Annotated in this window: 17 protein-coding genes and 1 tRNA gene; 9 read left to right on the forward strand and 9 right to left on the reverse strand. The window is 68.9% G+C overall.

The genetic code is table 11. From position 1 onward, the window contains the following. Window positions 1–121 precede the first annotated feature (121 nt). Window positions 122–1,117: a GTP pyrophosphokinase gene (locus ACHAA4_RS01535; protein WP_435772430.1), complete on the forward strand. Its 996-nt coding sequence runs from the start codon at window positions 122–124 to the stop codon at window positions 1,115–1,117. 64 nt (window positions 1,118–1,181) lie between these two features. On the opposite strand, the gene ACHAA4_RS01540 is transcribed toward ACHAA4_RS01535, so the two are convergent. The 4 genes from ACHAA4_RS01540 to chrA all read right to left on the reverse strand — a co-directional run bounded on the left by ACHAA4_RS01540 (window position 1,182) and on the right by chrA (window position 6,473). Next, on the reverse strand, window positions 1,182–2,087 hold the full coding sequence (locus ACHAA4_RS01540) for a bifunctional hydroxymethylpyrimidine kinase/phosphomethylpyrimidine kinase (protein ID WP_435772431.1): 906 nt from the start codon (window positions 2,085–2,087) through the stop codon (window positions 1,182–1,184). Window positions 2,088–2,184: 97 nt separating this feature from the next. After that, window positions 2,185–3,969, reverse strand: coding sequence for a gamma-glutamyltransferase (locus ACHAA4_RS01545; RefSeq protein ID WP_435772432.1), 1,785 nt, complete (start codon window positions 3,967–3,969; stop codon window positions 2,185–2,187). A 12-nt stretch (window positions 3,970–3,981) separates the two neighbouring features. Beyond that, on the reverse strand, window positions 3,982–5,142 hold the full coding sequence (locus ACHAA4_RS01550) for a DUF418 domain-containing protein (RefSeq protein WP_435772433.1): 1,161 nt from the start codon (window positions 5,140–5,142) through the stop codon (window positions 3,982–3,984). Window positions 5,143–5,240: 98 nt separating this feature from the next. Continuing rightward, window positions 5,241–6,473 carry a chromate efflux transporter gene (chrA, locus tag ACHAA4_RS01555; RefSeq protein WP_435772434.1) on the reverse strand — a complete coding sequence of 411 codons (1,233 nt, stop codon included), beginning with the start codon at window positions 6,471–6,473 and terminating at the stop codon, window positions 5,241–5,243. 101 nt (window positions 6,474–6,574) lie between these two features. Between chrA and ACHAA4_RS01560 the strand changes: the two genes are divergently transcribed. Genes ACHAA4_RS01560 through ACHAA4_RS01570 form a run of 3 tightly spaced genes read left to right on the forward strand, consistent with a single transcriptional unit; the run spans window position 6,575 to window position 11,225 of the window. Continuing rightward, a complete protein-coding gene (locus tag ACHAA4_RS01560; protein WP_435772435.1) occupies window positions 6,575–7,738 on the forward strand; it encodes an SGNH/GDSL hydrolase family protein in 1,164 nt (387 codons plus the stop codon). Window positions 7,739–7,746: 8 nt separating this feature from the next. Continuing rightward, window positions 7,747–9,546 carry an ABC transporter ATP-binding protein gene (locus ACHAA4_RS01565; RefSeq protein WP_435772436.1) on the forward strand — a complete coding sequence of 600 codons (1,800 nt, stop codon included), beginning with the start codon at window positions 7,747–7,749 and terminating at the stop codon, window positions 9,544–9,546. After that, entirely contained in the window at window positions 9,543–11,225 is a 1,683-nt protein-coding gene (locus ACHAA4_RS01570) for an amino acid ABC transporter ATP-binding/permease protein (RefSeq protein ID WP_435772437.1), read from the forward strand. Before ACHAA4_RS01565 ends, ACHAA4_RS01570 begins: the two co-directional genes overlap by 4 nt. Here the strand turns inward: ACHAA4_RS01570 and ACHAA4_RS01575 are convergent. The 4 genes from ACHAA4_RS01575 to mptB (ACHAA4_RS01590) all read right to left on the reverse strand — a co-directional run bounded on the left by ACHAA4_RS01575 (window position 11,191) and on the right by mptB (ACHAA4_RS01590) (window position 17,208). Next, window positions 11,191–12,240 carry an AEC family transporter gene (locus ACHAA4_RS01575; protein WP_435772438.1) on the reverse strand — a complete coding sequence of 350 codons (1,050 nt, stop codon included), beginning with the start codon at window positions 12,238–12,240 and terminating at the stop codon, window positions 11,191–11,193. The genes ACHAA4_RS01570 and ACHAA4_RS01575 overlap by 35 nt on opposite strands. 63 nt (window positions 12,241–12,303) lie before the next feature. Further along, window positions 12,304–13,782 carry a glycosyltransferase family 87 protein gene (locus ACHAA4_RS01580; protein ID WP_435772439.1) on the reverse strand — a complete coding sequence of 493 codons (1,479 nt, stop codon included), beginning with the start codon at window positions 13,780–13,782 and terminating at the stop codon, window positions 12,304–12,306. Beyond that, entirely contained in the window at window positions 13,779–15,422 is a 1,644-nt protein-coding gene (gene mptB, locus ACHAA4_RS01585; RefSeq protein WP_435772440.1) for a polyprenol phosphomannose-dependent alpha 1,6 mannosyltransferase MptB, read from the reverse strand. Before mptB (ACHAA4_RS01585) ends, ACHAA4_RS01580 begins: the two co-directional genes overlap by 4 nt. Continuing rightward, complete coding sequence (mptB, locus tag ACHAA4_RS01590; protein WP_435772441.1) at window positions 15,412–17,208, reverse strand: polyprenol phosphomannose-dependent alpha 1,6 mannosyltransferase MptB; 1,797 nt, start codon at window positions 17,206–17,208, stop codon at window positions 15,412–15,414. Before mptB (ACHAA4_RS01590) ends, mptB (ACHAA4_RS01585) begins: the two co-directional genes overlap by 11 nt. A 70-nt stretch (window positions 17,209–17,278) precedes the next feature. On the opposite strand from mptB (ACHAA4_RS01590), the gene orn reads away from it, so the two are divergent. Together orn and ACHAA4_RS01600 are read left to right on the forward strand one after the other, a co-directional pair. After that, window positions 17,279–17,893 carry an oligoribonuclease gene (orn, locus tag ACHAA4_RS01595; protein ID WP_435772442.1) on the forward strand — a complete coding sequence of 205 codons (615 nt, stop codon included), beginning with the start codon at window positions 17,279–17,281 and terminating at the stop codon, window positions 17,891–17,893. Window positions 17,894–17,999: 106 nt separating this feature from the next. Next, window positions 18,000–18,075 (forward strand) — tRNA-His (locus ACHAA4_RS01600). 125 nt (window positions 18,076–18,200) lie between these two features. Here the strand turns inward: ACHAA4_RS01600 and ACHAA4_RS01605 are convergent. Next, complete coding sequence (locus ACHAA4_RS01605; RefSeq protein ID WP_435772443.1) at window positions 18,201–18,419, reverse strand: hypothetical protein; 219 nt, start codon at window positions 18,417–18,419, stop codon at window positions 18,201–18,203. Window positions 18,420–18,639: 220 nt separating this feature from the next. On the opposite strand from ACHAA4_RS01605, the gene ACHAA4_RS01610 reads away from it, so the two are divergent. From ACHAA4_RS01610 to ACHAA4_RS01620, 3 genes are all read left to right on the forward strand, one after another. Beyond that, window positions 18,640–18,978 carry an MmcQ/YjbR family DNA-binding protein gene (locus tag ACHAA4_RS01610; protein ID WP_435772444.1) on the forward strand — a complete coding sequence of 113 codons (339 nt, stop codon included), beginning with the start codon at window positions 18,640–18,642 and terminating at the stop codon, window positions 18,976–18,978. 48 nt (window positions 18,979–19,026) lie between these two features. Continuing rightward, entirely contained in the window at window positions 19,027–19,386 is a 360-nt protein-coding gene (locus ACHAA4_RS01615; protein ID WP_435772445.1) for a hypothetical protein, read from the forward strand. A gap of 191 nt (window positions 19,387–19,577) precedes the next feature. Next, the gene (locus ACHAA4_RS01620) at window positions 19,578–21,404 is read left to right on the forward strand and encodes an AMP-dependent synthetase/ligase (protein ID WP_435772446.1); all 1,827 of its coding nucleotides are present in this window, start codon (window positions 19,578–19,580) and stop codon (window positions 21,402–21,404) included. Window positions 21,405–21,452: the final 48 nt, after the last annotated feature.

The raw sequence follows: 21,452 nt of genomic DNA on the forward strand, positions 1-21,452 counted from the left end.
TTCCGTCGAGGGACTTCACAGACTGGGCACCTAGGGTCGAGAATCGAAGGACCGGTCCCGTGACCGGCGTCTCGCGCTCCCGGGCCGCGAGCCCCTGAAACCCCCGAGGAGAACTTCCCCCATGTCCGCTGGACACGCTCCTGCCACTGACAACCAGTTCCTGCCCGTCGACTCCCCCGAAGAGGTCTCGCTGACCGTCGGGGGCCGCGTGCTGCCGGGGAAGGACCTGACCAAGCAGACGCCCTCGGCGAGGAAACCGCAGCGCAGCGAGTCCGACGTCTACCGCCAGCTGCTCTCAGAGCTGCACAGCAGCGCCGGCGACGAGAACAGCGGCATGGCCGTCCGCATGGTCGACATCCGTCGGCAGCTCACCGAGTTCCAGCTGCACTACAAGTTCGGCATGGACGAGGTGCTGACCAAGATCAACGTGCTGCGTGAGGAGTTCGAGCACACCCGCGACTACTCCCCCATCGAGCACGTGAACTACCGGCTGAAGTCCCTCGACCGGATCCTGGACAAGGTGCAGCGCTACGGCGCCGAGCCCACGCTCGAGAGCATCCGACACTCCATCCGGGACATCGCGGGGATCCGGATCACCTGCTCCTTCGTCTCCGACGCCTACTGGGTCGCGGAGATGCTGTGCAGTCAGCCGGACCTCCGGGTCGTCGAGGTCAAGGACTACATCCGCACGCCCAAGGTCAACGGGTACCAGAGCCTGCACGTGATCGTGCAGGTCCCGGTCTTCCTCTCCAACCGGACCGAGTTCGTCTACGTGGAGGTCCAGATCCGCACCGTCGCGATGGACTTCTGGGCCTCGCTGGAGCACAAGATCTACTACACCTACGACGGCGAGGTGCCCGGCGACATCCTCGACGAGCTCCGTGACGCCGCGGTCAAGGCCGCCGCGCTGGACCAGCAGATGGCCTCGATCCGGGACCGGGTCACCGCGCTGAAGGATCAGGCGCCGGTCTCCGGCCAGGGCGCCACCGGACCGACCCCCCGGGACCGAGCCACCACCGGAGCCTGGTTCCCCTCCGATGACGCGATGGGGACCACCTGGAACTGGGAGGACATCGCCAAGCACGCCGGCGGGCCGCACGAGGCCCCGCAGAGCTGACGCGTCGGTGCCCACCGGGCAGAGCCGCTCCAGGGCCCGTGGCGGTGAAGGTGGATCGGAATCGTCAGGCCCAGAGCTGGGCGAAGTGCTGGATCGGGCCGTGGCCCTGGCCGACGTCGAGGCGTTCAGAGTCCTGAAGCGCGGCGGTCATCCAGTCCTTGACCACTGGCAGCGCGGTGGACCAGCTGTGGCCGCGCGCGGCGAGGGTGGCCAGCGCCGCCGAGACCGAGCATCCGGTCCCGTGGGTGTTCTGCGTATGGATCCGCGGTGAGAGGAACTGCTCCTCCTCGGGACGCACGCCTGCGCGCTGTGGGTAGACCAGCGTGTCGACGACGCGCTCCTGGGCCGAGGCATCGTCGAGGTGTCCGCCCTTGGCCAGCACCACCACGTGATGCTCATCGGCGACGGTGCGGGCCTGGGAGATCAGCCCCGTGGGATCACTCGCGGGCTCGGCTCCGGCCAGCAGGGCGAGTTCCGGCACGTTGGGGGTGATCAGGTCCGCCCGGTGCAGGAACGCGATCAGCGCAGACTCGGCGGCGGCGTCGAGCAGCCGGTCCCCCGAGGTGGCGACCATGACCGGGTCCAGCACCAGCACGGGCCCGGAGCCGTCGACGTGACCCCCGCCGATGTGGTCGCCAGCGCCGCCACCCCGGGCGCCGCCGAGAGAATCGAGCCACTGGCCCACGGTGGTGATGATCTCCTCGGTGCCGAGCATCCCGATCTTGATGGCGTCCAGCGCGACGTCGTCGGAGACGGCGTCCAGCTGGGCGCGCAGGAAGCTCGCCGGGGGCAGGTGGATCTCCCGCACTCCCCGGGTGTTCTGGGCCACCAGGGCGGTGACCACGCACATCCCGTATCCCCGATGCGCGGCAAAGCTCTTCAGGTCCGCCTGGATCCCGGCGCCGCCGGTGGGGTCGGTGCCGGCGATCGAGAGGATATTGGGGATGCTGCGCGGTGACGTGGTGCTCATGGCTCCATGCTAATGGGCCCGCACGGCTCCCATCGGCTGCTTGCCTCGACGGGCCCGCACTGGGCCAGGCTCGGGTCAGGCTCGGGGTGGTCCCAGGTCAGTCGATCACGGTGTGGCTTCCCACGCGCCGGTCATCGTCGGCACCGGTGACCTCTCCTGTCTCGTAGTCGACCTCGAGCGCCTGGACCGAGCCGAAGCCGCCCCATTCATCGGGCCAGATCTGCAGCTCCCAGCCGAGGTCCTCGAGCGCCTCACGGGTCTCCTCCTCGGGCTCATCGTCGAGGACCAGAAGCTCGTCCTCCCCGAGGAGGCGGAAGCGAAGCCCGTCCACGGCCTCCTGAAGCGGCGCATCCTGCAGCCCCCACTGGGTGAGCACAGTGCCCATGATGTTCAGGATCTGGTGACCACCCGGGGTGCCGATGCCCAGCACCGGGCGCTGCTGATCGTCGAGGACGATCGTGGGCATCGACCAGGTCACGGACTTCCGACCGGCCTCCGGCTGGTTCGCCGGGGAATCCACGGCGTCGAACCGGCTGAGCTGGTTGTTCAGGAAGAAGCCTCCGCTGACCTCACCCGCTCCCCAGAAGTTCGTCAGGGTATTGGTCATCGAGACCATGATGCCGTCATCGTCGATCACCGAGATATGCGTGGTGTTGGCATCCTCCGGGGCGTCCGCCTCAGACTGGGCCGGCTCCCCGGAGACCTCGGCGCGAGGCTGCTCCTCGGTGCCCTGGGCGGCATCCTGCGGCGCGGACTGCGTGGAGATCTCGATCGCGGCGTTGGACTCCTCGTCGGTGATCTCCTCCACGGGGACCTCCACAAAGGCGGGGTCGCCGATCTCGGTGAGCACCGTCTCCTCCGCGACCAGCCAGGCCTCGGAGAGGGTCTGGATGTACTCCACGGAGCCGGGTTCCAGCTCGGCGATGCCCTGGGACTCGGCGATCTGGAGCAGCTGCACCAGAGCCGGGCCGGGCAGCGCGGGTGCGGCGGCAAGGATCTCGTAGTCGCCGAACTCTCCGGAGACCGGCTCAGACGCGGTGACCTCGTACCCCGCGAGGGTCTCTGCGTCGATGCCGTCGACCTGGGTCAGCTGTTCGGCGAGGCTGCCGGTGTAGAAGGACTCCCAGCCCTCCGCCGCCAACGTCTCCAGAGTCCCGGCGAGTTCGGTCTGGACCAGCTGTTCCCCGGACTCCACCGGCTCGCCGTCGACCTCGAAGGGTTCGACCCCCTCGATGGCCTCGGGGCCGAGGTCCTCGGTCATCCGGCTGGACAGGAAGTCATAGACCTCGAAGCCCTCGGAGGCGAGCTGCTGGGCGGGCTGGATCAACCGATCCCACTCCAGACTGCCGTGCTCCTGGTGCAGGCGTCCCATGCCGGCGACGAAGCCTGGCGCCCCGATCCCGGTCTCGGGGATCTCCCCGTCCACGCCGACCATCTCGCGATAGTCGTAGAAGAGCGGTTCGCCGTTCTGCCCGGCGATGACCACCGAGCCGCCCCCGCCGAGGCCCGAAGCGAAGGGCTCCACCACCGACATCGCGAAGGCGGCGGCGATCGCAGCATCGATCGAATTGCCGCCGTCGGCGAGTACCTGTTCTCCGGCCTCGACGGCGAGCGGATGCCCGGCGCTGACACCCTGCTGGGTGAGCGTGTCCTCCACGGGTTCAGGGGTGCTGGTGGGCTCCTGCGGCTCCTCGCTGGGCGCCGGCGGCGGGGGCGGGGGCGGCTCCTCCTCAGCGGCGCATCCGGCGAGCAGCCCGAAGGTGGCCAGCATCGCGGTGGTCTGCGCCGCTCTCCGCCCGCCCGTCGCAAGACGAGCGGAATGCGTGCCGCTCGGGTGGCGTCTCGGCGCGTGGTCGTGCGGCAGGCGGTTCTTGGGCTTCATGTTTCGTCTCCCTCAGGAAGGCGTCGACTTCTGTTCCATGGATGATCCGGGCTTGGCTCGGCGTGGGTAGGGCCGGGTGAGCTGCCGGCGGCGGTGACGTTCGGGAACGCGGTAGCTGACCCGCAGAAAGGCCGGGGTCTTGCGCAGCAGCGCTTCCAGCGGGCCGTAACGGAAGTTCGCCATCCACACGACGGCGAAGAGGATCAGTCCCAGCATGATCGCGCAGCTGATCAGGAAGCCCTGCAGCGGATCCTGGGGGCCGGGATAGATGAAGAGCGCGATGACCAGCAGGTGCGCGGTATAGGCCGTCAGCGGCATCTGTCCGGCGACGACCAGCAGCCGGATCCGCTGGTTGAAGTACGGCACGACGAGGAGCAGGATCCCCAGCAGCATCACGGCGGTGCCGCTGGCGCTGATCAGCCACAGCGGCATCTGGGAGTGCCCGACGGCGGAGATCATCCGGTCGAATCCGACCTCCGTGGTGTCGGGCTCGCCGAGGACCCGCACCAGCACCTCGGAGGCCCCGAAGGCGCCGAACCCGGCGATGGCGCCCACATAGATCAGGCGCCGCTGCACCTTGACGTTGCCCAGGGGCTGGCGGCCCAGCCAGACCCCGAGGAAGAAGGGAGCGATCCAGACCACCAGCGGGTAGGGCCCCGAGATCAGGATGGCGCCGAGGATCTGGAGCGGCGAGTCCCCGATCTGAGCCGGTTCGATGTGGAAGTCGGTGCGCTGCCGCGCCAGGATCCATAGCACGGGGCCCAGCAGCGCTGAAGCGGTGGCGGAGAAGAACAGCCACCGGGTGGACATCCTGACCATGAACGCTGCCAGGAAGAACAGCGCCGCGTAGGTGGAGAGGATCACGTTGACCCCGTGCTCCAGGGTCTGCAGTCCCAGCCCCAGTCCCAGCAGCAGCAGGCCGCGCCAGAGGAGCGTGCTGCGTCGGGTGATGCCCTTGGTCAGTGACCGGCGCGCCAGGAAGGTCACCCCGATTCCGGCGAGGACCACGAAGAGGATCGAGGCCCGGCCGTTGAGCGCCCGCACGATCCAGGAGGCCCAGCCGTCGTCGTTATAAGGACCGACGTTGACGATGATCATGCCGAACACTGCGGCGGCGCGCGCCACGTCGAGGGCATACAGACGACTCAGTCCGCGAGCTTGGGAGCTCAGCATGCGGCAGGGTCCTCCTCGCCAGAGCGGTCAAGTACTTCAGAACTGTACCTCTCGGTCGTGTCCGTTGGCTCCATGTCCGCTCTCCGGCCAGTCGGGTCTCAGAGCAGCACGGCGCCGAGCAGGCCGGCCGCGATCACCACGGCCCAGGCCGGGACACGCCAGCTGTTCAGCGCCACGAAGGCCAGCACCGCGAGCACCAGCGCCTCGATCCCCACCTCGAGCACCCCAGCGGTGAAGACCGGGGTGTAGAGCGCGGCGGCCAGGATGCCCACGACGCCGGCGTTGACCCCCATCAGCGCCTTCTGCGCCGATACGTTGCCGCGCAGCCGTTCCCAGAAGGGCAGCGCCGCGATCACCAGGAGCCCGGCGGGCAGGAAGATCGCCAGCACCGCGACGGCGGCGCCGAGCAGGCCGGAGGGCTCGCCGGTGCTGGAGGCGCCCAGGAACCCGGCGAAGGTGAACAGCGGTCCCGGGACCGCCTGGGCGGCGCCGTAGCCGGCGAGGAAGACCTCCGGGTCCACCAGGGTGGGCACGGTCTCAGCCTGCAGCAGCGGCAGCACCACGTGTCCACCGCCGAAGACCAGCGACCCGGCCCGGTAGAAGGAGTCGACCATCGCCGCCCATCCCGCTCCGGTGAGGGCGGCAAGCACCGGCAGACCGGCCAGCAGCGCGAAGAACAGGCTCAGGGCGGTCCAGGAGGCGCGCCGGGAGACCCGCACCGGGAAGGCATCCTTCGCCTCGGGTCCTGTCTCCGGGCCGGGCAGCCAGATGAACCCGATGATCCCAGCGAGCAGGATCGCGCCGACGGTGATGAAGGGGTTCGGGACCAGCAGCACCAGGACCATCGCGGCAGCGGCGATGGACGCGCGGGGAGCGTCCGGGGTCAGCGTCTTGGCCATCGAGAGCACCGCGTGGGCCACCACGGCCACCGCGGCCGCCTTGAGCCCATCGATCCAGCCCGCCTCGGCGAGGTTCCCGGCATGCTGAACCCCCAGCGCGAAGGCCACCAGCAGCACGACCGAGGGCATGGTGAACGCGAACCAGGCGGCGATCATGCCGGGGTAGCCGGCGCGCTGCAGACCCAGGGCCATGCCCACCTGGCTCGACGCCGGGCCGGGCAGAAACTGACACAGACCCACGAGGTCGGCGTAGGCCTTTTCGGTCAGCCAGCGGCGCCGGGTGACGAAGGCTTCGCGGAAGTAGGCCAGGTGGGCCACGGGCCCCCCGAAGGAGGTCAGCCCGAGTCGCAGGAAGACGAGGAACACCTCTGCCACGGTGCCGGGGTGTCGGGGGGCGGCGGGGCCGGCGTCGTCCGTCGAATGCTCAGTCATCAGCGCACACACTCGGGCAGGAAGGTTAACAGCAGTTGAACAGACCCGGTCAGCCGGTTGGTACTGTTCAGCCCACGCGACTCTTGGGAATGAGGACATCTATGAGAATCTCTGCCGAGGCTCTGGCTCCGCTACTGCACGGCGCACTGGAGCATGAGGTCACCTCGCGGGGTCTGCTGCCCTGGCGGCTGCCTGCCGCCGCTCGGCGACAGACCACCGACCCTGGGGTCGCGCGCGTGGCGGCAGAGCCCAGCGGGGTCCACCTCGACTTCCGCACCGAGGCCACCAGCATTGTGCTCCTCACCCACCCCACCCGAGAGCTCACCGGCGACGAGCCCGTCGACGCCGCCGTGTATGACGTGGTCGTGGACGGAGAGCTCTATGCCCAGCTGCGCTCGCCGGTGCAGGGCGTCGGCACCACCCGTCGCGGCGACCCGATCACCGGCGAGACCTCCAGCACCACCGGGGAGGACGCCCGGATCGAGCTGCCCCCGCTGCCGCCGGGCGCCCACGAGGTGCAGATCTGGCTGCCGCACGAGGAGCGGACCGAGCTGATCGGGCTTGAGTCCGACGCTGAGCTGGGCCCCGCTGTGTCCGCGGGGAAGACCCGCTGGCTGCATCACGGCAGCTCGATCAGCCACGGCTTCGCCGTCTCCCACCCGACCGGAACCTGGCCCGTGGTCGCCGCCCGCACCGCCGGGGTCCGGCTCACCAACCTCGGGCTCGCCGGCCAGGCGATGCTCGACCCCTTCACCGCACGGACGATCCGCTCGGCGGAGGCCGACGTGATCAGTCTCAAACTGGGGATCAACATCACCAACGGAGACACCATGCGGCTGCGCACCTTCATCCCGGCGGTGCACGGCTTCCTCGACACGATCCGCGAGGGCCGCCACGAGCAGACCCCGCTGCTGCTGATCTCCCCGCTGCACTGCGCGATCCAGGAGACCCGGCCCGGCCCGCTGCAGATGGAGCTGCGGGAATCCGGGCCTCGCTTCACCTCGATGGGCAGCCTGGAGGAGGTGGCCTCCGGCAAGCTCACCCTGCAGGTGATCCGCCGCACGCTGCACGAGATCGTTCAGCTGCGCCGTGAAGAAGATCCGGCGCTGCACTTCCTCGACGGCCTGGAACTCTTCGGGGAAGCCGACGAGGCCGAGCTGCCGATGAGTGATCAGCTGCATCCCGACACCGCGGCGCACCGGCGCATCGGACAGCGCTTCGCAAATGTTGCACTCGCCCCCGGGGGGCCGCTGAACCTGGAATGATCGAAGGCGTGCTTCTGCAAGATATGCCTCCCCGCGCCTGGATCGCCACCGCCCTGCAATGGGTCCGTACGATCGCGCTGACCACGCTGTTCCTCGCGCTCGGGCGTGTGCTTGATGCCGCGCTCAATGATGCCGAGACCACCGGCGCGCTGATCCTCGGCGCGGTCGCCGGCGCGGTGGCGGTGACCTGTTCGGGCATCGCCGCGGCTGTGCCCCCGCGGCTGCGCGCGGTGGAGGAGCGGCGTTGGCGCGGCAGCGGAATCCGGGCGGCGCTTGGCCGTGACCCGTCGGCCGCCGCGTCTGGCCCTGCGTCTGGGGCCCCGCGATCCTCATCGTCCGCGCACGCCGGCACCGGTGGTCGCCCCGGTGCAGCGCGACGCGGAGCCGGCCGACCCGGCACGGGTGAGGCCGACCTGCTCACCGGCGGCGTCGAGCGGATCGCGGAGTATCGCGCGGAGTTCCTCGGCCCGGCGCTGGCCGCCTTCACCGCCCCCGCGCTGGTGCTGCTGATGCTGGGCATCTTCGTGGACCCGGTGATCGCTGTCGTCCTGCTGGTACTGGTGCTGCTGGTCCCGGTGCTGGTCCGGTTCTTCCTCGCACGCTTCCGCGGGCCCACCGCCGCCTATCGGCGCCTCGCCGGGCAGGCCACGGCGAAGTTCCAGGAGGTATTGCGCTCGCTCGGCGGCCTGGTCCTGCTCGGCGCCGAGGACGCCGGCCGGCGCAGCGTGGCCGAAGCCGCAGCGGCCCTGCGCGTCCAGGCGGTGGCACTGCTCAAGCGCAGCCAGCTGATGATCCTGGTCAACGATGCGCTCTTCTCCCTGGTGATGATCACCGCCGCCGTCGGCCTGGCTCTCTGGCGCTTCGATGACGGAATGATCACCGCCGGCGGGTTCCTCGCCGTCGTGCTCCTCGCCACGCTGCTCTACGAACCGATCGACAAGCTCGGCCGCTCCTTCTACGTGGCCATGGCCGGACGGACCCAGCAGGGACTGTTCACCCAGACCCTCACGACCCCGGCTGATCCTGCTGCGGCAGAGACACCGAATATGACGCCAAGCGAGACGTCGACCGAGCCTGCCTCCGGATCCGCCGAGCTGCTGCGGCTGGAGAACCTCGGCGTGGAGCGCGGCGGGAGCAGCGTGCTGCGCGGGGTCACACTCAGCGTCCCGCGCGGTGCCGCCATCGCCGTCGTCGGACCCTCCGGTGCGGGCAAGTCCACGCTGGCCGCAGTGCTGCAGGGGCTGCTCCCGGCAGCATCGGGTCAGCTGCTGCTCGAAGGACGCCCGGCCGATTCCGCGGCCCTGCAGCAGGCGGCGGTCACCGTGCCGCAGAAGCCGTTCATCTTCTCCGGAACCGTGGCGGAGAACCTCCGGCTGGCCCTCCCGGAGGCCACCGAGGATCAGCTGTGGGAGGTGCTCGCGCGGGCGCGCCTGGACGCGGAGATCGCAGCGAAACCCCACGGCCTGGACACCCAGGTCGGCGAGGACGGCGGCTCCCTCTCTGGGGGACAGATCCGCCGCCTCGCGATCGCCCGTGCGCTGCTCTCCGGCGCGAAGCTGCTGATCCTCGACGAACCCACCGCGGACCTGGACCGCCGCGCCGAACGCCTGGTCGATGAGTCCCTGCGCAGCCTCGCCGGAGAGCACACGCTGATCCTCATCGCCCACCGGCTCGCGACCACCCGCTGGGCCGACCAGGTCCTGGTGCTCGAGGCCGGAGAGACCGCGGCACTGGGCACTCCCGAAGAGCTGCTCGCCCAGACCGGCTACTACGCGCAGGCCACTGCAGGAGAAGGAGAAGACCGATGATCGCTCACCTGCTGAAACTGGCCCGGGGCTCGGCGGGGCTGCTGGCGCTCTCTGCGTTCGCCCGCACACTGACCCTGCTCTGCGGCGCCGCGCTGCTCCTCTACCCGGCCTGGCTGGTCGGACGGCTCGCCGACGACCAGGACATCCCGCCGCTGGGCACGGTCATCGCGGTGATGATCGCCCTGGCCGCGGCCAAGGGTCTCACCCGCTACGCCGAGCAGCTCTCCGGGCACACCGCGGCCTTCGCGCTGCTGGAGCAGCTGCGGGTCCGGCTCTACGAGAAGCTCATCCCGCTGGCCCCGGCGGTCACCGCCTCGCGGGGCAGCGGCCGGCTGCTCTCGGCAGCCACCCGCGACGTGGACCGGGTGGAGGTCTTCTTCGCGCACACCCTGGCCCCGGTGGTGACAGCGGTGCTGATCCCTGCCGCCGCCGTCGTACTCACCTGGAGCCTGACCGGGTCCGCGCTCGGAGGCGCGCTGCTGCTGATCTACCTGGCCGCTGCCGCCACGCTGATCGGCATCGGACGCCGCGGCGGACGCGCGACCAGCACCGCCCAGGTCCGCGCACGGGGTGCGCTGGCCCAGGAGATCAGCGATGACCTGCGCGGCCGTGCGGAGATCACGATCTTCGGCGCGCAGGAGCAGCGCGCCCAGCGGGTCGACCGGCTCGGCGCGCAGATCGGCGCAGGCTCCCGCGGCGCCTCGGTGCTGCAGGGACTCCGTGCGGCAGCGGGCCAGGGATGGCAGGTGCTCGCGCTGTTCGTCCTGCTGCTGCTCGGGCTGCCGCAGGCCCAGGACGGCGTGATCGGCTACACCGAGCTGCTGCTGGTGCTGGCCCTGGTGCCGGGCACCGCCCCGGCGCTGGCGGCGATCGAGGCGCTGGGCATCTCGCTGCCGGCGGCCTTGGCCTCCGCGGCGAACCTGCGTGAGCTCGAGGAGAGCACCCCGGAGGTCACCGAGCCCGCCGCCCCGGTGGAGGTGCGCACGGAGCAGGACGGCGCCGCCTCGGTGTCCTTCCGAGCGGTGAGCTTCGGCTACCCCGGCACCGAGCGCGAGGTGTTGCACTACGTGGACCTGCACATCGAACCAGGGCAGGTGGCCGCTGTCGTAGGAGTCAGCGGATCGGGCAAGTCCACCCTGGCCTCGCTGCTGACCCGCGTCTGGGACCCGCAGGCCGGCGAGGTCCGGCTCGGCGGCACCGACGTGCGCGAACTCTCCGTCGCCACGCTGCGCGCGAACATCACCGTGGTGGAGCAGCGACCGGTGATGATCGGCGGCAGCATCCGGGAGAACCTGCTGCTGGGCAGCCCCGGGGCGACCCAGGAGCAGGTCCTCGCCGCCTGCCGGTCGGCCTGCCTGGCCGCCGACATCGAGGCGATGCCCGAGGGTCTGGACACCCAGCTCGGAGCCGAGGGCGCGCGGCTCTCCGGCGGTCAGTCCCAGCGGCTGGCGCTGGCCCGCGGGTACCTGCGGCGCAGCCCGGTGCTGATCCTCGATGAGATCACCTCGGCCCAGGATCCACTCACCCAGGCCGAGATCCTGCGTCGGATGCCCGAGGCCACCAGCGCCACGGTGATCATGATCGCCCACCGCAGCGCAGTGCTGCGCCACGTGGACAGCGTCTACGAGATCGACGCCGGGAGGATCAGAGCAGCAGCTCTGCCAGCAGTGGGAGCGTGAGCAGGCAGGCCAGCGTGCTGGTCACCAGGATCGACGCGGCGAGGCGGCCGTCGCCCTCGTACTGCTGGGCGAAGACGTAGACCGTGGTGGACGAGGGCATCGCGGCGATGATGATCAGCGTGCCCGCCCAGACCGGTCCCAGCTGGTCATAGAAGGGCAGCACCGCCAGCCAGGTCAGCACCGGCAGGAGAAGGATCTTGCCCAACGTGCCCAGCACGATCAGGCGCTTGGGCACTCCCCCGCTGCGGATCCCCTCGATCGCCGGGTGCAGCGCCAGCCCCACGCAGAACAGCGCCAGCGGGACTGCGGTCTGACCGAGCAGGCTCACCGATTCGTTGATCATGGCGGGCAGTCCCAGCGGTGTGAAGACGACCAGCAGGGCCAGCGCCATCGCGATGAACACCGGGTTCAGCAGCAGCGCACGCTTCAGGATCGGCCCGATCTGGGTGCGCAGCAGGTGCCCGATGCCGTCGGTTTTCGCGGCCCGCCTCGATCCCGGCCCTGGGGATGGCGAGTCCGGTGAATCTGCGGCGGCCTGCTCGGCTGCGTCGGACTGCTCGGCCCGGGCTGCCACGATGGTGCGCACCAGCGGGTAGCCGTTGAGGTAGATCAGGTTGTGCAGCATGTGCACGATTCCTGCCGCGAGGCCCGCCTCGGGACCGAACACGCTGATCGCCACGGGGATCCCGAAGTACCCGACATTGCCGAAGCTGCCGGCCAAGGAGGTCGACGCCGCGCCCTCTCGGCCCCGGGCGCCGAGCAGATGACTGCCGTAGTAGAGCCCGATGGAGACCAGCGGGGTCACCACGGCGACGACCGCCACCGCAAGCCAGGGGAATCCCGCGGTGGGCGGGGCGGTGACCATCGCGGTATAGATGAAGGTGGGCAGCGCGAAGTAGAACAGGAACCCGTTCAGGTGATCCCGGGAGCTCAGGAAGCGCGGCACGAACCCGGCGGCGAACCCGACGCCGATCACCAGGAACATCGGGCCGATGACAGCGAGCATCTCAAGCATCAGGACCTCGGCGGTGGCAGCTGGTTCCAGTGGACGTCATGGACGGCGCTGCCCACGCCCGCGTCACCAGCGCAGCTTCCATGAGGCCTGCCGGCCGAGACCGGGCAGCGCGAATGTGTCGGGCCGCCCGCGGGTGACACCGGCCAGCGGGTCCCTCTCGCCCAGATCCGGGTTCCGCGGGGCGGGGCTCAGCGGGGCGGAGCTGAGCGACGCCGAGCTCCGCCCGTCGTCGTCGGGTGCTGCGGGGGTCGACGCCGCGCGCCCCACGTCGCGCCCCGGGTCGTGCTCCAGGTCGCGTTCCCGCTCTCGATCGAGATCTCGGGCCCGGGTCCGGACGATGTCCTTCTCGGGGTCGAGGATCTCGCGGATCACCTGGACCATCAGGTAGATCAGGGTGGCCATGTGGGCCAGAATCCCGAGGTGGTAGGCCCAGTCGATCAGGACGGTGCCGCCGGCGAACTCCCCGCCGGAGGTGATCTTCGCGCTCATCATCCACACCGAGACCCAGTGGTAGACCTCCGCCGCCTGCCAGACCAGGTAGCCGCGGACCTTCGGGCGGGCCAGCACCAGCAGCGGGATCAGCCACATCACGAACTGCGGGGAGTAGACCTTGCCGAGCAGCAGGAAGCTGGCCACGATCAGGAAGCACAGCTGCGCCATGCGCGGCCGGGTCGGGGCGGCCCAGCCGAGGTAGGCCACGCCGAAGCAGCACAGCAGGAAGAGCCCGTTGGAGAGCAGCGAGAATCCGGCACCGTCCAGCGGCAGCCAGGTGAAGAACAGCCACACCGAGGAGAAGCTGACGTCGCGTTCCGAGGAGAATCGATAGAAGGTCGACCACTGCTCGAACTGCAGGAGCATGAAGGGCAGGTTCACCGCCAGCCAGGTGATCGCCGCAGCGAGTGTGGTCGCGACGAAGGAGCGAAGCCGGCCGCTGCGCAGGCACAGCACCAGGATCGCACCGAGGAAGAACAGCGGATAGAGCTTCATCGCGGCGCCCAGACCGATGAGCACTCCGGCCCAGACCGGATGGGACCGGCCCCAGAGCAGCAGCGCCAGCGCGCCCAGGAAGACCGCCCACATGTCCCAGTTGATCGAGAGCGAGAGGATGATTCCCGGGGCCAGGGCGACCATCAGCGCGTCCTGGCGGCGGTGTCCCGCGGTGGAGTAGGCGGTGGCCAGCACCACGCCGAGCCAGCAGAGGACCACGGCGAGGTGGTTGAGGTCGTAGAACGCCAGGATCCGCTCGTCGGTGATGCCTTCTCCGGGGACCAGCAGGGCCAGCACCCCTGCGACCATGACCAGCAGCACCGGGTATTCCATGACCTGATCCGCCGGGACGTCGTCGACGAACGGGAAGAGTCCCTCGGCGAGGCCGCGCTGGCTGAACAGCAGCGAGAAGTCCGAATAGCACATGTGGATGTGCTGGTCGGGGTCGGTCCAGCCGTTGATCCGGCACCATTGCACGGCCACGACGGACAGCGCGGCGCCCAGGGCGGTGGCGGCGAGCAGCAGCCCGAGCAGTCGGGAGCCGGGGAGCTTCACGTGGTGTCCTTCGCGTAGATGTCCTCGGCCGCCCAGGAGGTGCGCGGCGGGGTCAATCCTCTCAGCCGCTGCCACCCGTGCTGTGCATTCCAGCGTTGGGAGCGCCGCCGCATGTCAAAGAATTCTGTGGTGTTGGGGTCCAGGAAGATCACATAGATCAGATACATCGTGACCACCGTGACAGCGATGGTGTTGATCGCGGTCGCGTCGATCCATTGGGCCACCGAGAGCTGACCGACCATGGAGAGCAGCACCATGACCGTGAAGACCGTGGTCACAAGCACCAGGACGCGTCCGCGGTAGACGTGGACCACCGCGTAGAAGGGCAGCAGCCAGAGCAGATACCACGGTTGGATGATCGAGGAGCTCAGCACCACCACGGTGAGCCCGTAGCCGGCCCAGAGGACCGGGTTCCCGACGGCGCGGCGCAGCAGCATCCAGGCGAGCAGGCCGCCTGCCGCTGCGCGCGCCAGGGTGTAGACGGCGTCGGTGACCACGGCGGCCTCCACCCCGGTCACCGCTTCCGCGGCGGCGCCGAGTCCGATCCCGAGCAGGCCCACCGGAGCGGCCTGCAGCACCGCGGCGCCGGCGCCGAGCGCGGCGGCGATCCAGCCCAGACCGATACCCAGCGCCGCGCCTCCGGCGATCAGCAGCGCGGCAGCTGATGCGCCGCCCAGCGCCCACTCGCGGAGCCGATCGCGCCGAGCAGCGGTGCTGCGCAGCGGGAGCAGCAGGAGGAACGGCAGCACCACCATGGCGATGGGCTTCACCGCGATCGCCGCGACCACCAGCACGATGCACAGCAGCCGCTTGCCGCGCAGCCCGGCGAGCGTGCCGGCGAGCATCAGGCCGATCATCAGCGCATCGTTGTGCGCCGCCGGGATGAACACCAGCAGGGTCATCGGGTTCAGCAGGCACAGCCACAGCGCCCAGGAAGGCTCTGAGCCGAAGGCCTTCGCCAGGCGCGGGATGCAGTAGAGCATCAGCGCGATGCCGATCAGGGAGAGCATCCGGAACAGGGCGATCGCGATCTCCGGGACCCCGCCGGAGAGGAACCAGACCATCTGCGCGAGCACCAGGAACAGCGGGCCGTAGGGCGACGGGGATTCTGCCCAGAGCCCGTCGGCGCCCTCCATGAACCAGCCCGGAAGCTCCGAGACGCCGTCCTCATACGGGTTCAGTCCGGCGTGCAGCACCCGGCCCTGGGCCAGGTAGGAGAAGACGTCGCGCGAGAAGATCGGCAGGGTGAACATCAGCGGGGTGGCCCACATCAGCAGCGTGCGGCGCATCACCGGGGTCGCCCGGGCGGACCAGGACCCCACTCGCTGGGACAGACGCAGCCAGGACCGCAGGAGCAGCAGCGCGCCGAAGACCAGGAGCACCGTGCAGGTGACCACGCCCGCCGTCGTCGTGCGCAGCGGCAGCATCACCGGATTCAGCGCCAGCAGCGACTGCGGGGTCATCGCCAGCCAGCCGACCCCCCAGGACCCGAGCATGATCATGATCGAGGCGAGCAGCCCCTGCCGGGCGGTGTGGGAGGCGGCGGCCTCCTCGCCGCCGATGAGCCAGGCGGTCGGCCGCCACTGGCCCAGGAAGGACCGGGCGCGCAGCGCGTTGCGGGAGACGAGATTAGCGCGCACCTGGTGCGGTCTCCTCTCCCTCGGGCTCGGCGGCCGACCCTGCGACCGGCCCTGCTGTTGAGCGTTGAGTGAGCTGGACCGGGGCGACGTCGTCGTCATCCTTCCGGGGCTCGGCGGAGCGGCGGCCGCGCAGCCTGGGCCACTCGAAGCGGACCGCGGGCAGGCCCCAGCCGTCCCAGACCACCCAGCGGGTCTGCCGGTCCAGCAGCGTCAGCCAGATGATGCAGATCCAGGACACGGTGATGGAGAGCGCGAGCATCTGCTGGTCCAGGCGCAGGAACTGGTAGATCGAGAGCTGATCCGAGGCTCCGAAGGCCAGGAAGAAGATGATCGTGAACACCACCCACTTGAACTGCCAGTCCTTGCGGATCCCGGTGATCGCGAACAGCGGCAGCAGCCAGAGCAGATACCAGGGCTGGATGATCGGCGAGAGCACCACCAGCGCGGTGAACGCCCAGACCATCCGCTGGACGATGAACCTCTCGTCGCCGCGGAACATCAGCCACAGCACCACGATCACCGAGAGGATCCGGCCGGCCACCTTGAACACCTCCAGCGTCCAGCCGCTGTCGAGGCCGAAGGAGCGCAGTAGCGTGCCGAGCCAGCCGTCGGCGATGCCGATCGGGGACCAGAAGACGCTGCCGGTGCCGGTGCCGGCCAGCACGGCCAGCCAACCGAATCCGTAGCCCTGGATCAGACCGATGGTGATCATCAAGGCGGCGGCGATCCCGGCGGTGAGGAACCAGTAGCTGAACTTCCGCGACCAGGAGGCTCCCGGACCTGCCCAGAGCAGCCCGATGAAGGGCAGCAGCACGATGGTGATCGGCTTGATCCCGATGGAGACGACCACCAGCAGCGTGGCGAGGACTCCCCTGCCGTGGGCCGCCGCGTAGACGCCGGCGAGGGCGAAGCCGACCATGATCGCGTCGTTGTGCGCGCTGGAGATGAAGCTGATGATCAGCAGCGGGTTGGCCAGCGTGATCCACTGCGCGCGGGCCGGGTCGATCCCGTGGATCCGGGCGAGCTTGGGCACGAAGATCATCATCATCACCACCCCGCCGACGCAGGCGAGGCGGAAGAGGAAGAGCGCCAGGTCAGGGCTGTCGACGGCGATTCCCATCACCGCGGCCTCGAGCCACAGGAACAGCGGACCGTAGGGGGTCTCCGATTCGGCCCAGAGGATGTCGGTGCCCAGCTGGAACCAGTTGTCCAGGGTCGAGACCCCGGTCGTGTAGGGGTCCTGCCCGGCCAGGACCAGCCGGCCCTGGTTGAGGTAGGCGAAGACGTCGCGGGAGAAGATCGGGATCGCGATGAGCTGCGGCAGCGACCAGAGGACGACGGCGGCGTTGACGGTGCGCAGCGAGCGGGTGGGCCACTGCTGGGCCGGGTCAGGATTCTCCAGTACCCGGCCGAGCCGCAGCCAGGCGCGCAGCATGACCCAGCAGCCCAGTGTCAGGGCGATGGTGGCGACGACGACGCCGACCGTCTCGGTGCGGAACGCGATGATCCACGGCTGACGCGACAGCGGGGAGACGCTGACCAGCCACCCCACCCCGAAGGAGCCCAGGAGCACCAGCATCGAGCCGAGCAGCCCCTCCACCATCGGGGACCAGACGCTCTTGGGGCGGGTGGAGGAGCGCAGGATATGCAGCCAGATGTCTCGCTTGCGCGACCGGCGCTGTCCCGGTCCGGAATCGGCGGGCTGGGCGGAGGTGCCGAGCCCGACGGCGCCCTCGGCACCAGACGGTGCGGGGCTGTTCTCGGCGGCTCCAGCCTCAGCGCTCATCGCCCTTGAATTTATCACCACTGGTCGGTCTCACCCCGGTGACTGGCGGGCGGTCGGTAGAGTGAGAGCCGTGACTTCCCAAGAGACTGAGACCAACGCCTCATCCACCGCGGCGGCCCAGGTGAGTCCCGGCGGCTCCTGGGCAGGCCGGATGGTCTGGATCGACTGCGAGATGACCGGCCTGAACCCTGATCACGATGTGCTGGTGGAGATCGCCGCGCTGGTCACCGACGCCGAGCTGAACATCCTCGGTGAAGGGGTCCAGGTGGTCATCACTCCCGACCCCGCCGAGCGGCTGGAGACCATGGCGCCGATCGTGCAGAAGATGCACACCGCTTCGGGGCTGCTGGAGGATCTCAAGAACGGGGTCTCGGTGGAGGTCGCCGAAAAGCGGGTCCTGGACTACGTCAAGGCCTGGATCCCGGAGGCTGGCGTCGCGCCGCTGGCCGGGAACTCGATCCACGCCGACAAGGCCTTCCTGCGGGTGGCCATGCCGGATCTGATGAAGCACCTGCACTACCGGCTCATCGATGTCTCCACCATCAAGGAGCTCTCCTCCCGCTGGTATCCGGAGGCGAAGAAGTCCGCGCCGGCGAAGACCGGCAACCACCGTGCACTCGGGGACATCCAGGACTCCATCGAAGAGCTGCGCCATTACCGCCGGACGGTCTTCAAGCAGAATTGAGCTGATTTCAACATCCGGCCGAGATCTGTGTAGACTGATCTGCGTTGCTTTGAGCCGTTTATGACGGTTCCGCAACAGGCACGGGAGCCGGCTTCGGCTCCACATGGTGGGCGTAGCTCAGCTGGTAGAGCATCGCGTTGTGGTCGCGAGGGTCGCGGGTTCAAGCCCCGTCGCTCACCCCATGGAACGGTCCTGGTCATTCGACCAGGGCCGTTTTTCGTCGTGCCTGGGCCGCGACCCTGGCTGCCCTGCACCCTGGAGGTGAAGGCTCGTGGTCCAGACCGGTTGAACGAAGCGAGCCTAGGTTCTAGGCGACGTGTTCCCGGCTCCGGGTCTCCTCGAGCATGCTCTCTACGGCTTCCAGCGCGGCTTTGCCCGCACGGGCTGCGGTGATCATGTCCTCGAATGCGCAGTGAGATCTGACCAGGTCACCCTCCTGCTCCGCGGTGAGTGCTTCCGACCAGTGCCGGTTCACGTCCATCAGGGCGAAGTGAGCCTGTTCCTGCAGTTCGATTCGGTTGCTCATGTCGCGTCCCCTCGCTCAAGTGGTTGCACGTTTTATAGGGGTTACGACGCGGGAGCGGGTTTCATTCACGCAAGGTGTGAAATTCTTTATGAAGCCCAAAATTTCTGGCCAGTCCGACCCGGTGATCCCGAACTTCACCGCGCTCACCTCCCCAGACCTGGTGCCGGAGCGCGACCGATTTCTAGACTGGGCTCATGAGTGGATGCGACCAAGGCCTCCCGTGACCACCGAAGATGACGTCCGCCGGTTGGCCCTGGGTCTGCCGGAGGTGACCGAGAGGCCTGCCTGGGGGTCCCCCGCGTTCTACGTCCGAGACCAGATCTTCGCCCGGATGCACGAGGCACCCGGAATTCTGGTCTGCTGGCGCAGCAGCATGGAAGAGCGCGAGATTCTGCTCGAAGCCGAGCCCGAGAAGTTCTTCACCACTGAGCACTACCGCAACCACACCAGCGTGCTGGTGCGACTCGACCATATCGAGGCCGACGAGCTCTCCGAGCTGCTGCTCGAGGCCTGGGAGGCCCGGGCCCCTCAGCGACTCCGCGATCAGCGCGGGCAATGACGGGCGCCGTCGTCATCGGACCGTCACGCGGTGAGTAGGGTTGGGCCCATGGACCTTCTCTCCGCGAACACGCTCGCCACCGGAGCAATCGTCATCCTGGCGGTGGCGGCCATCGTGGTGGCCATCGCTCGAACACATGCCGGCAAGGACGCACGCATCACCGCCGCGCATGAGTCCGGGGTGATCACGCTGACCAGCAGCATCGATGCGACGGTCGTCGCGATCCTCAATGAACGCGATGGCCTCGCGGAGTCCCTGGAGCAGGACCCCCCGGACTTTCCGCTCACTCTGGTGGCCGGTGAACCCTTCAGCATCCGCTACCGGGATGCCTCTGGCAGACCCCCGCGCAGCATCCTGCTCCGCCTCCAGGACGGCGCGATCAAGCACGTGAACCTTCCCGCGGTCTGACTTCGGCTTCTCGGGAAGCCTGGTCGAGGCAGCAACGGAACCAGCCGCCGGGCGCGCTTCCCAGTGAGTCCCCGAGTTTCGGCTCTGAGCGCTCCACAGGGCAGGCAGGATATTCTGTCCACTGCCGTGGTCCAGACCGGATCGCCAGCAGCGCTCGCCGAAGAACGCGTCACCACACTGGGAGGAACTCCGTGAAGGAAACCGCGATATCGGCGCTCATCGATGTGCCGTCGGATATGAACATCACCGATTTTCTGGAGCAGCAGCGGAGCGAGGACCCCCAGAACGTCCTGTTCACCCGGCGTGACGCCGCCGGGGAATGGGTGGACGTCTCGGCCGCGGCCTTCCACGCCGACGTCGCTGTCCTTGCCAAAGGTCTGATCCAGCACGGAGTGGGCCTGGGCGACCGGGTCGGGATCATGTCGGCCACTCGCTATGAGTGGAGCCTGCTGGACTTTGCGCTCTGGTACGCCGGCGCCGTCTCGGTGCCGGTCTATGAGACCTCCTCCGCGTCGCAGATCGCCTGGATCGCGGAAGACTCCGGGCTGAGCCTGGTCTTCGCCGAGACGCCCGAGCATCGCGGCACCATCCTGGAGGGGCTGAAAGAATCGAGACTGCAGCAGCGCCCCGAGGTGCTGTTCATCGAGTCCGGCACCCTGGATCAGCTCCGCGAAGCCGGCGCCGGCGTGTCGAATGAGGACCTGGAGATCCGTCGGGCCACCGCCGTCGGCGTGGATCTCGCCACGATCATCTACACCTCAGGAGCCACCGGCCGTCCCAAAGGCTGCGAGCTGACCCACGGCAACTTCGTGGACCACAGCCTGCAGACCGTGGCCGCGATGGACGGTGTCGTCGGCAAGCACTCCTCCACGGTGCTGTTCCTGCCCATGGCACATGTCTTCGCCCGGTTCATCTCGGTGCTCTTCATCGCCGCCGGCGGACGGGTGGCGCACACCCCCGACATCAAGCAGCTCATCGAAGACCTCGGCGTGATCCGTCCGACCTTCCTGCTCGGGGTCCCGCGGGTCTTCGAGAAGATCTACAACGCCGCGGCGCTCAAGGCCGAAGGCGATGGGAAGAAGCGCATCTTCACCGCTGCCGCCGACGCCGCAGTCGACTGGTCCCGGGCCACCGCCGAAGGCCGCGTCCCGCTGAGCCTCCGGGCCAAGCACGCCGTGTTCAGCAAGCTGGTCTACTCCAAGCTGCGCAACCGCATGGGCGGCAACGTCACCCACGCCTTCTCCGGCGGCTCGCCGCTGGGTGAGCGGCTCGGACACTTCTTCAACGGGGTCGGCATCCAGATCATCGAAGGCTACGGACTCACCGAGACCACCGCCCCCGTCACCGGCAACATCCCCTCGGTGTACCGCATCGGCACCGTCGGCATCCCGCTGCCCGGCAACGCCGTGCGGGTCGAGGCCGACGGCGAGGTGTCGGTCAAAGGCAGCAGCGTCTTCCGCGGCTACCGCAACCGGCCCGAGCTCGATGCTGAATCTTTCACCGCCGACGGCTGGTTCTACACCGGAGACCTGGGCCGGCTCGACGAGGCCGGGCGGCTGATCATCACCGGGCGCAAGAAGGAGATTCTGGTGACCGCCGGGGGCAAGAACGTGGCCCCCGCCCAGCTTGAAGACGCCATCCGGGCTGACCTGCTGGTCTCCCAGGCCGTCGTGGTCGGGGACGGCAGGCCCTTCATCAGCGCGATGATCACCCTCGACGGCGATGTCATGCCCGCCTGGCTCCGCAGTCAGGGCCTGGACCCGGACACCGAGATGAAGGACCTCACCGAGCACCCGCAGGTCCTGGCGCATCTGCAGCAGGTCATCGATTCCACGAACGCCAGCGTCTCGAAGGCCGAGTCGATCCGCACCTTCACCGTGCTCGAAGATGACTTCACCATCGATTCCGGGCACCTCACCCCATCGCTGAAGATCCGCCGGGCCGAGGTCATGCGCGACTTCCAGCGGGTGGTGGAGAACCTCTACGAGAAGGCCGCCCACCGCGCGAAGCGCCACTGAACCGCCCGAGCACTTGACCATGTTCCGGGGACAGGGGTTTGACTTGCC

The sequence above is a fragment of the Nesterenkonia maliinae genome, assembly GCF_051262655.1.
Lineage (GTDB): Bacteria > Actinomycetota > Actinomycetes > Actinomycetales > Micrococcaceae > Nesterenkonia.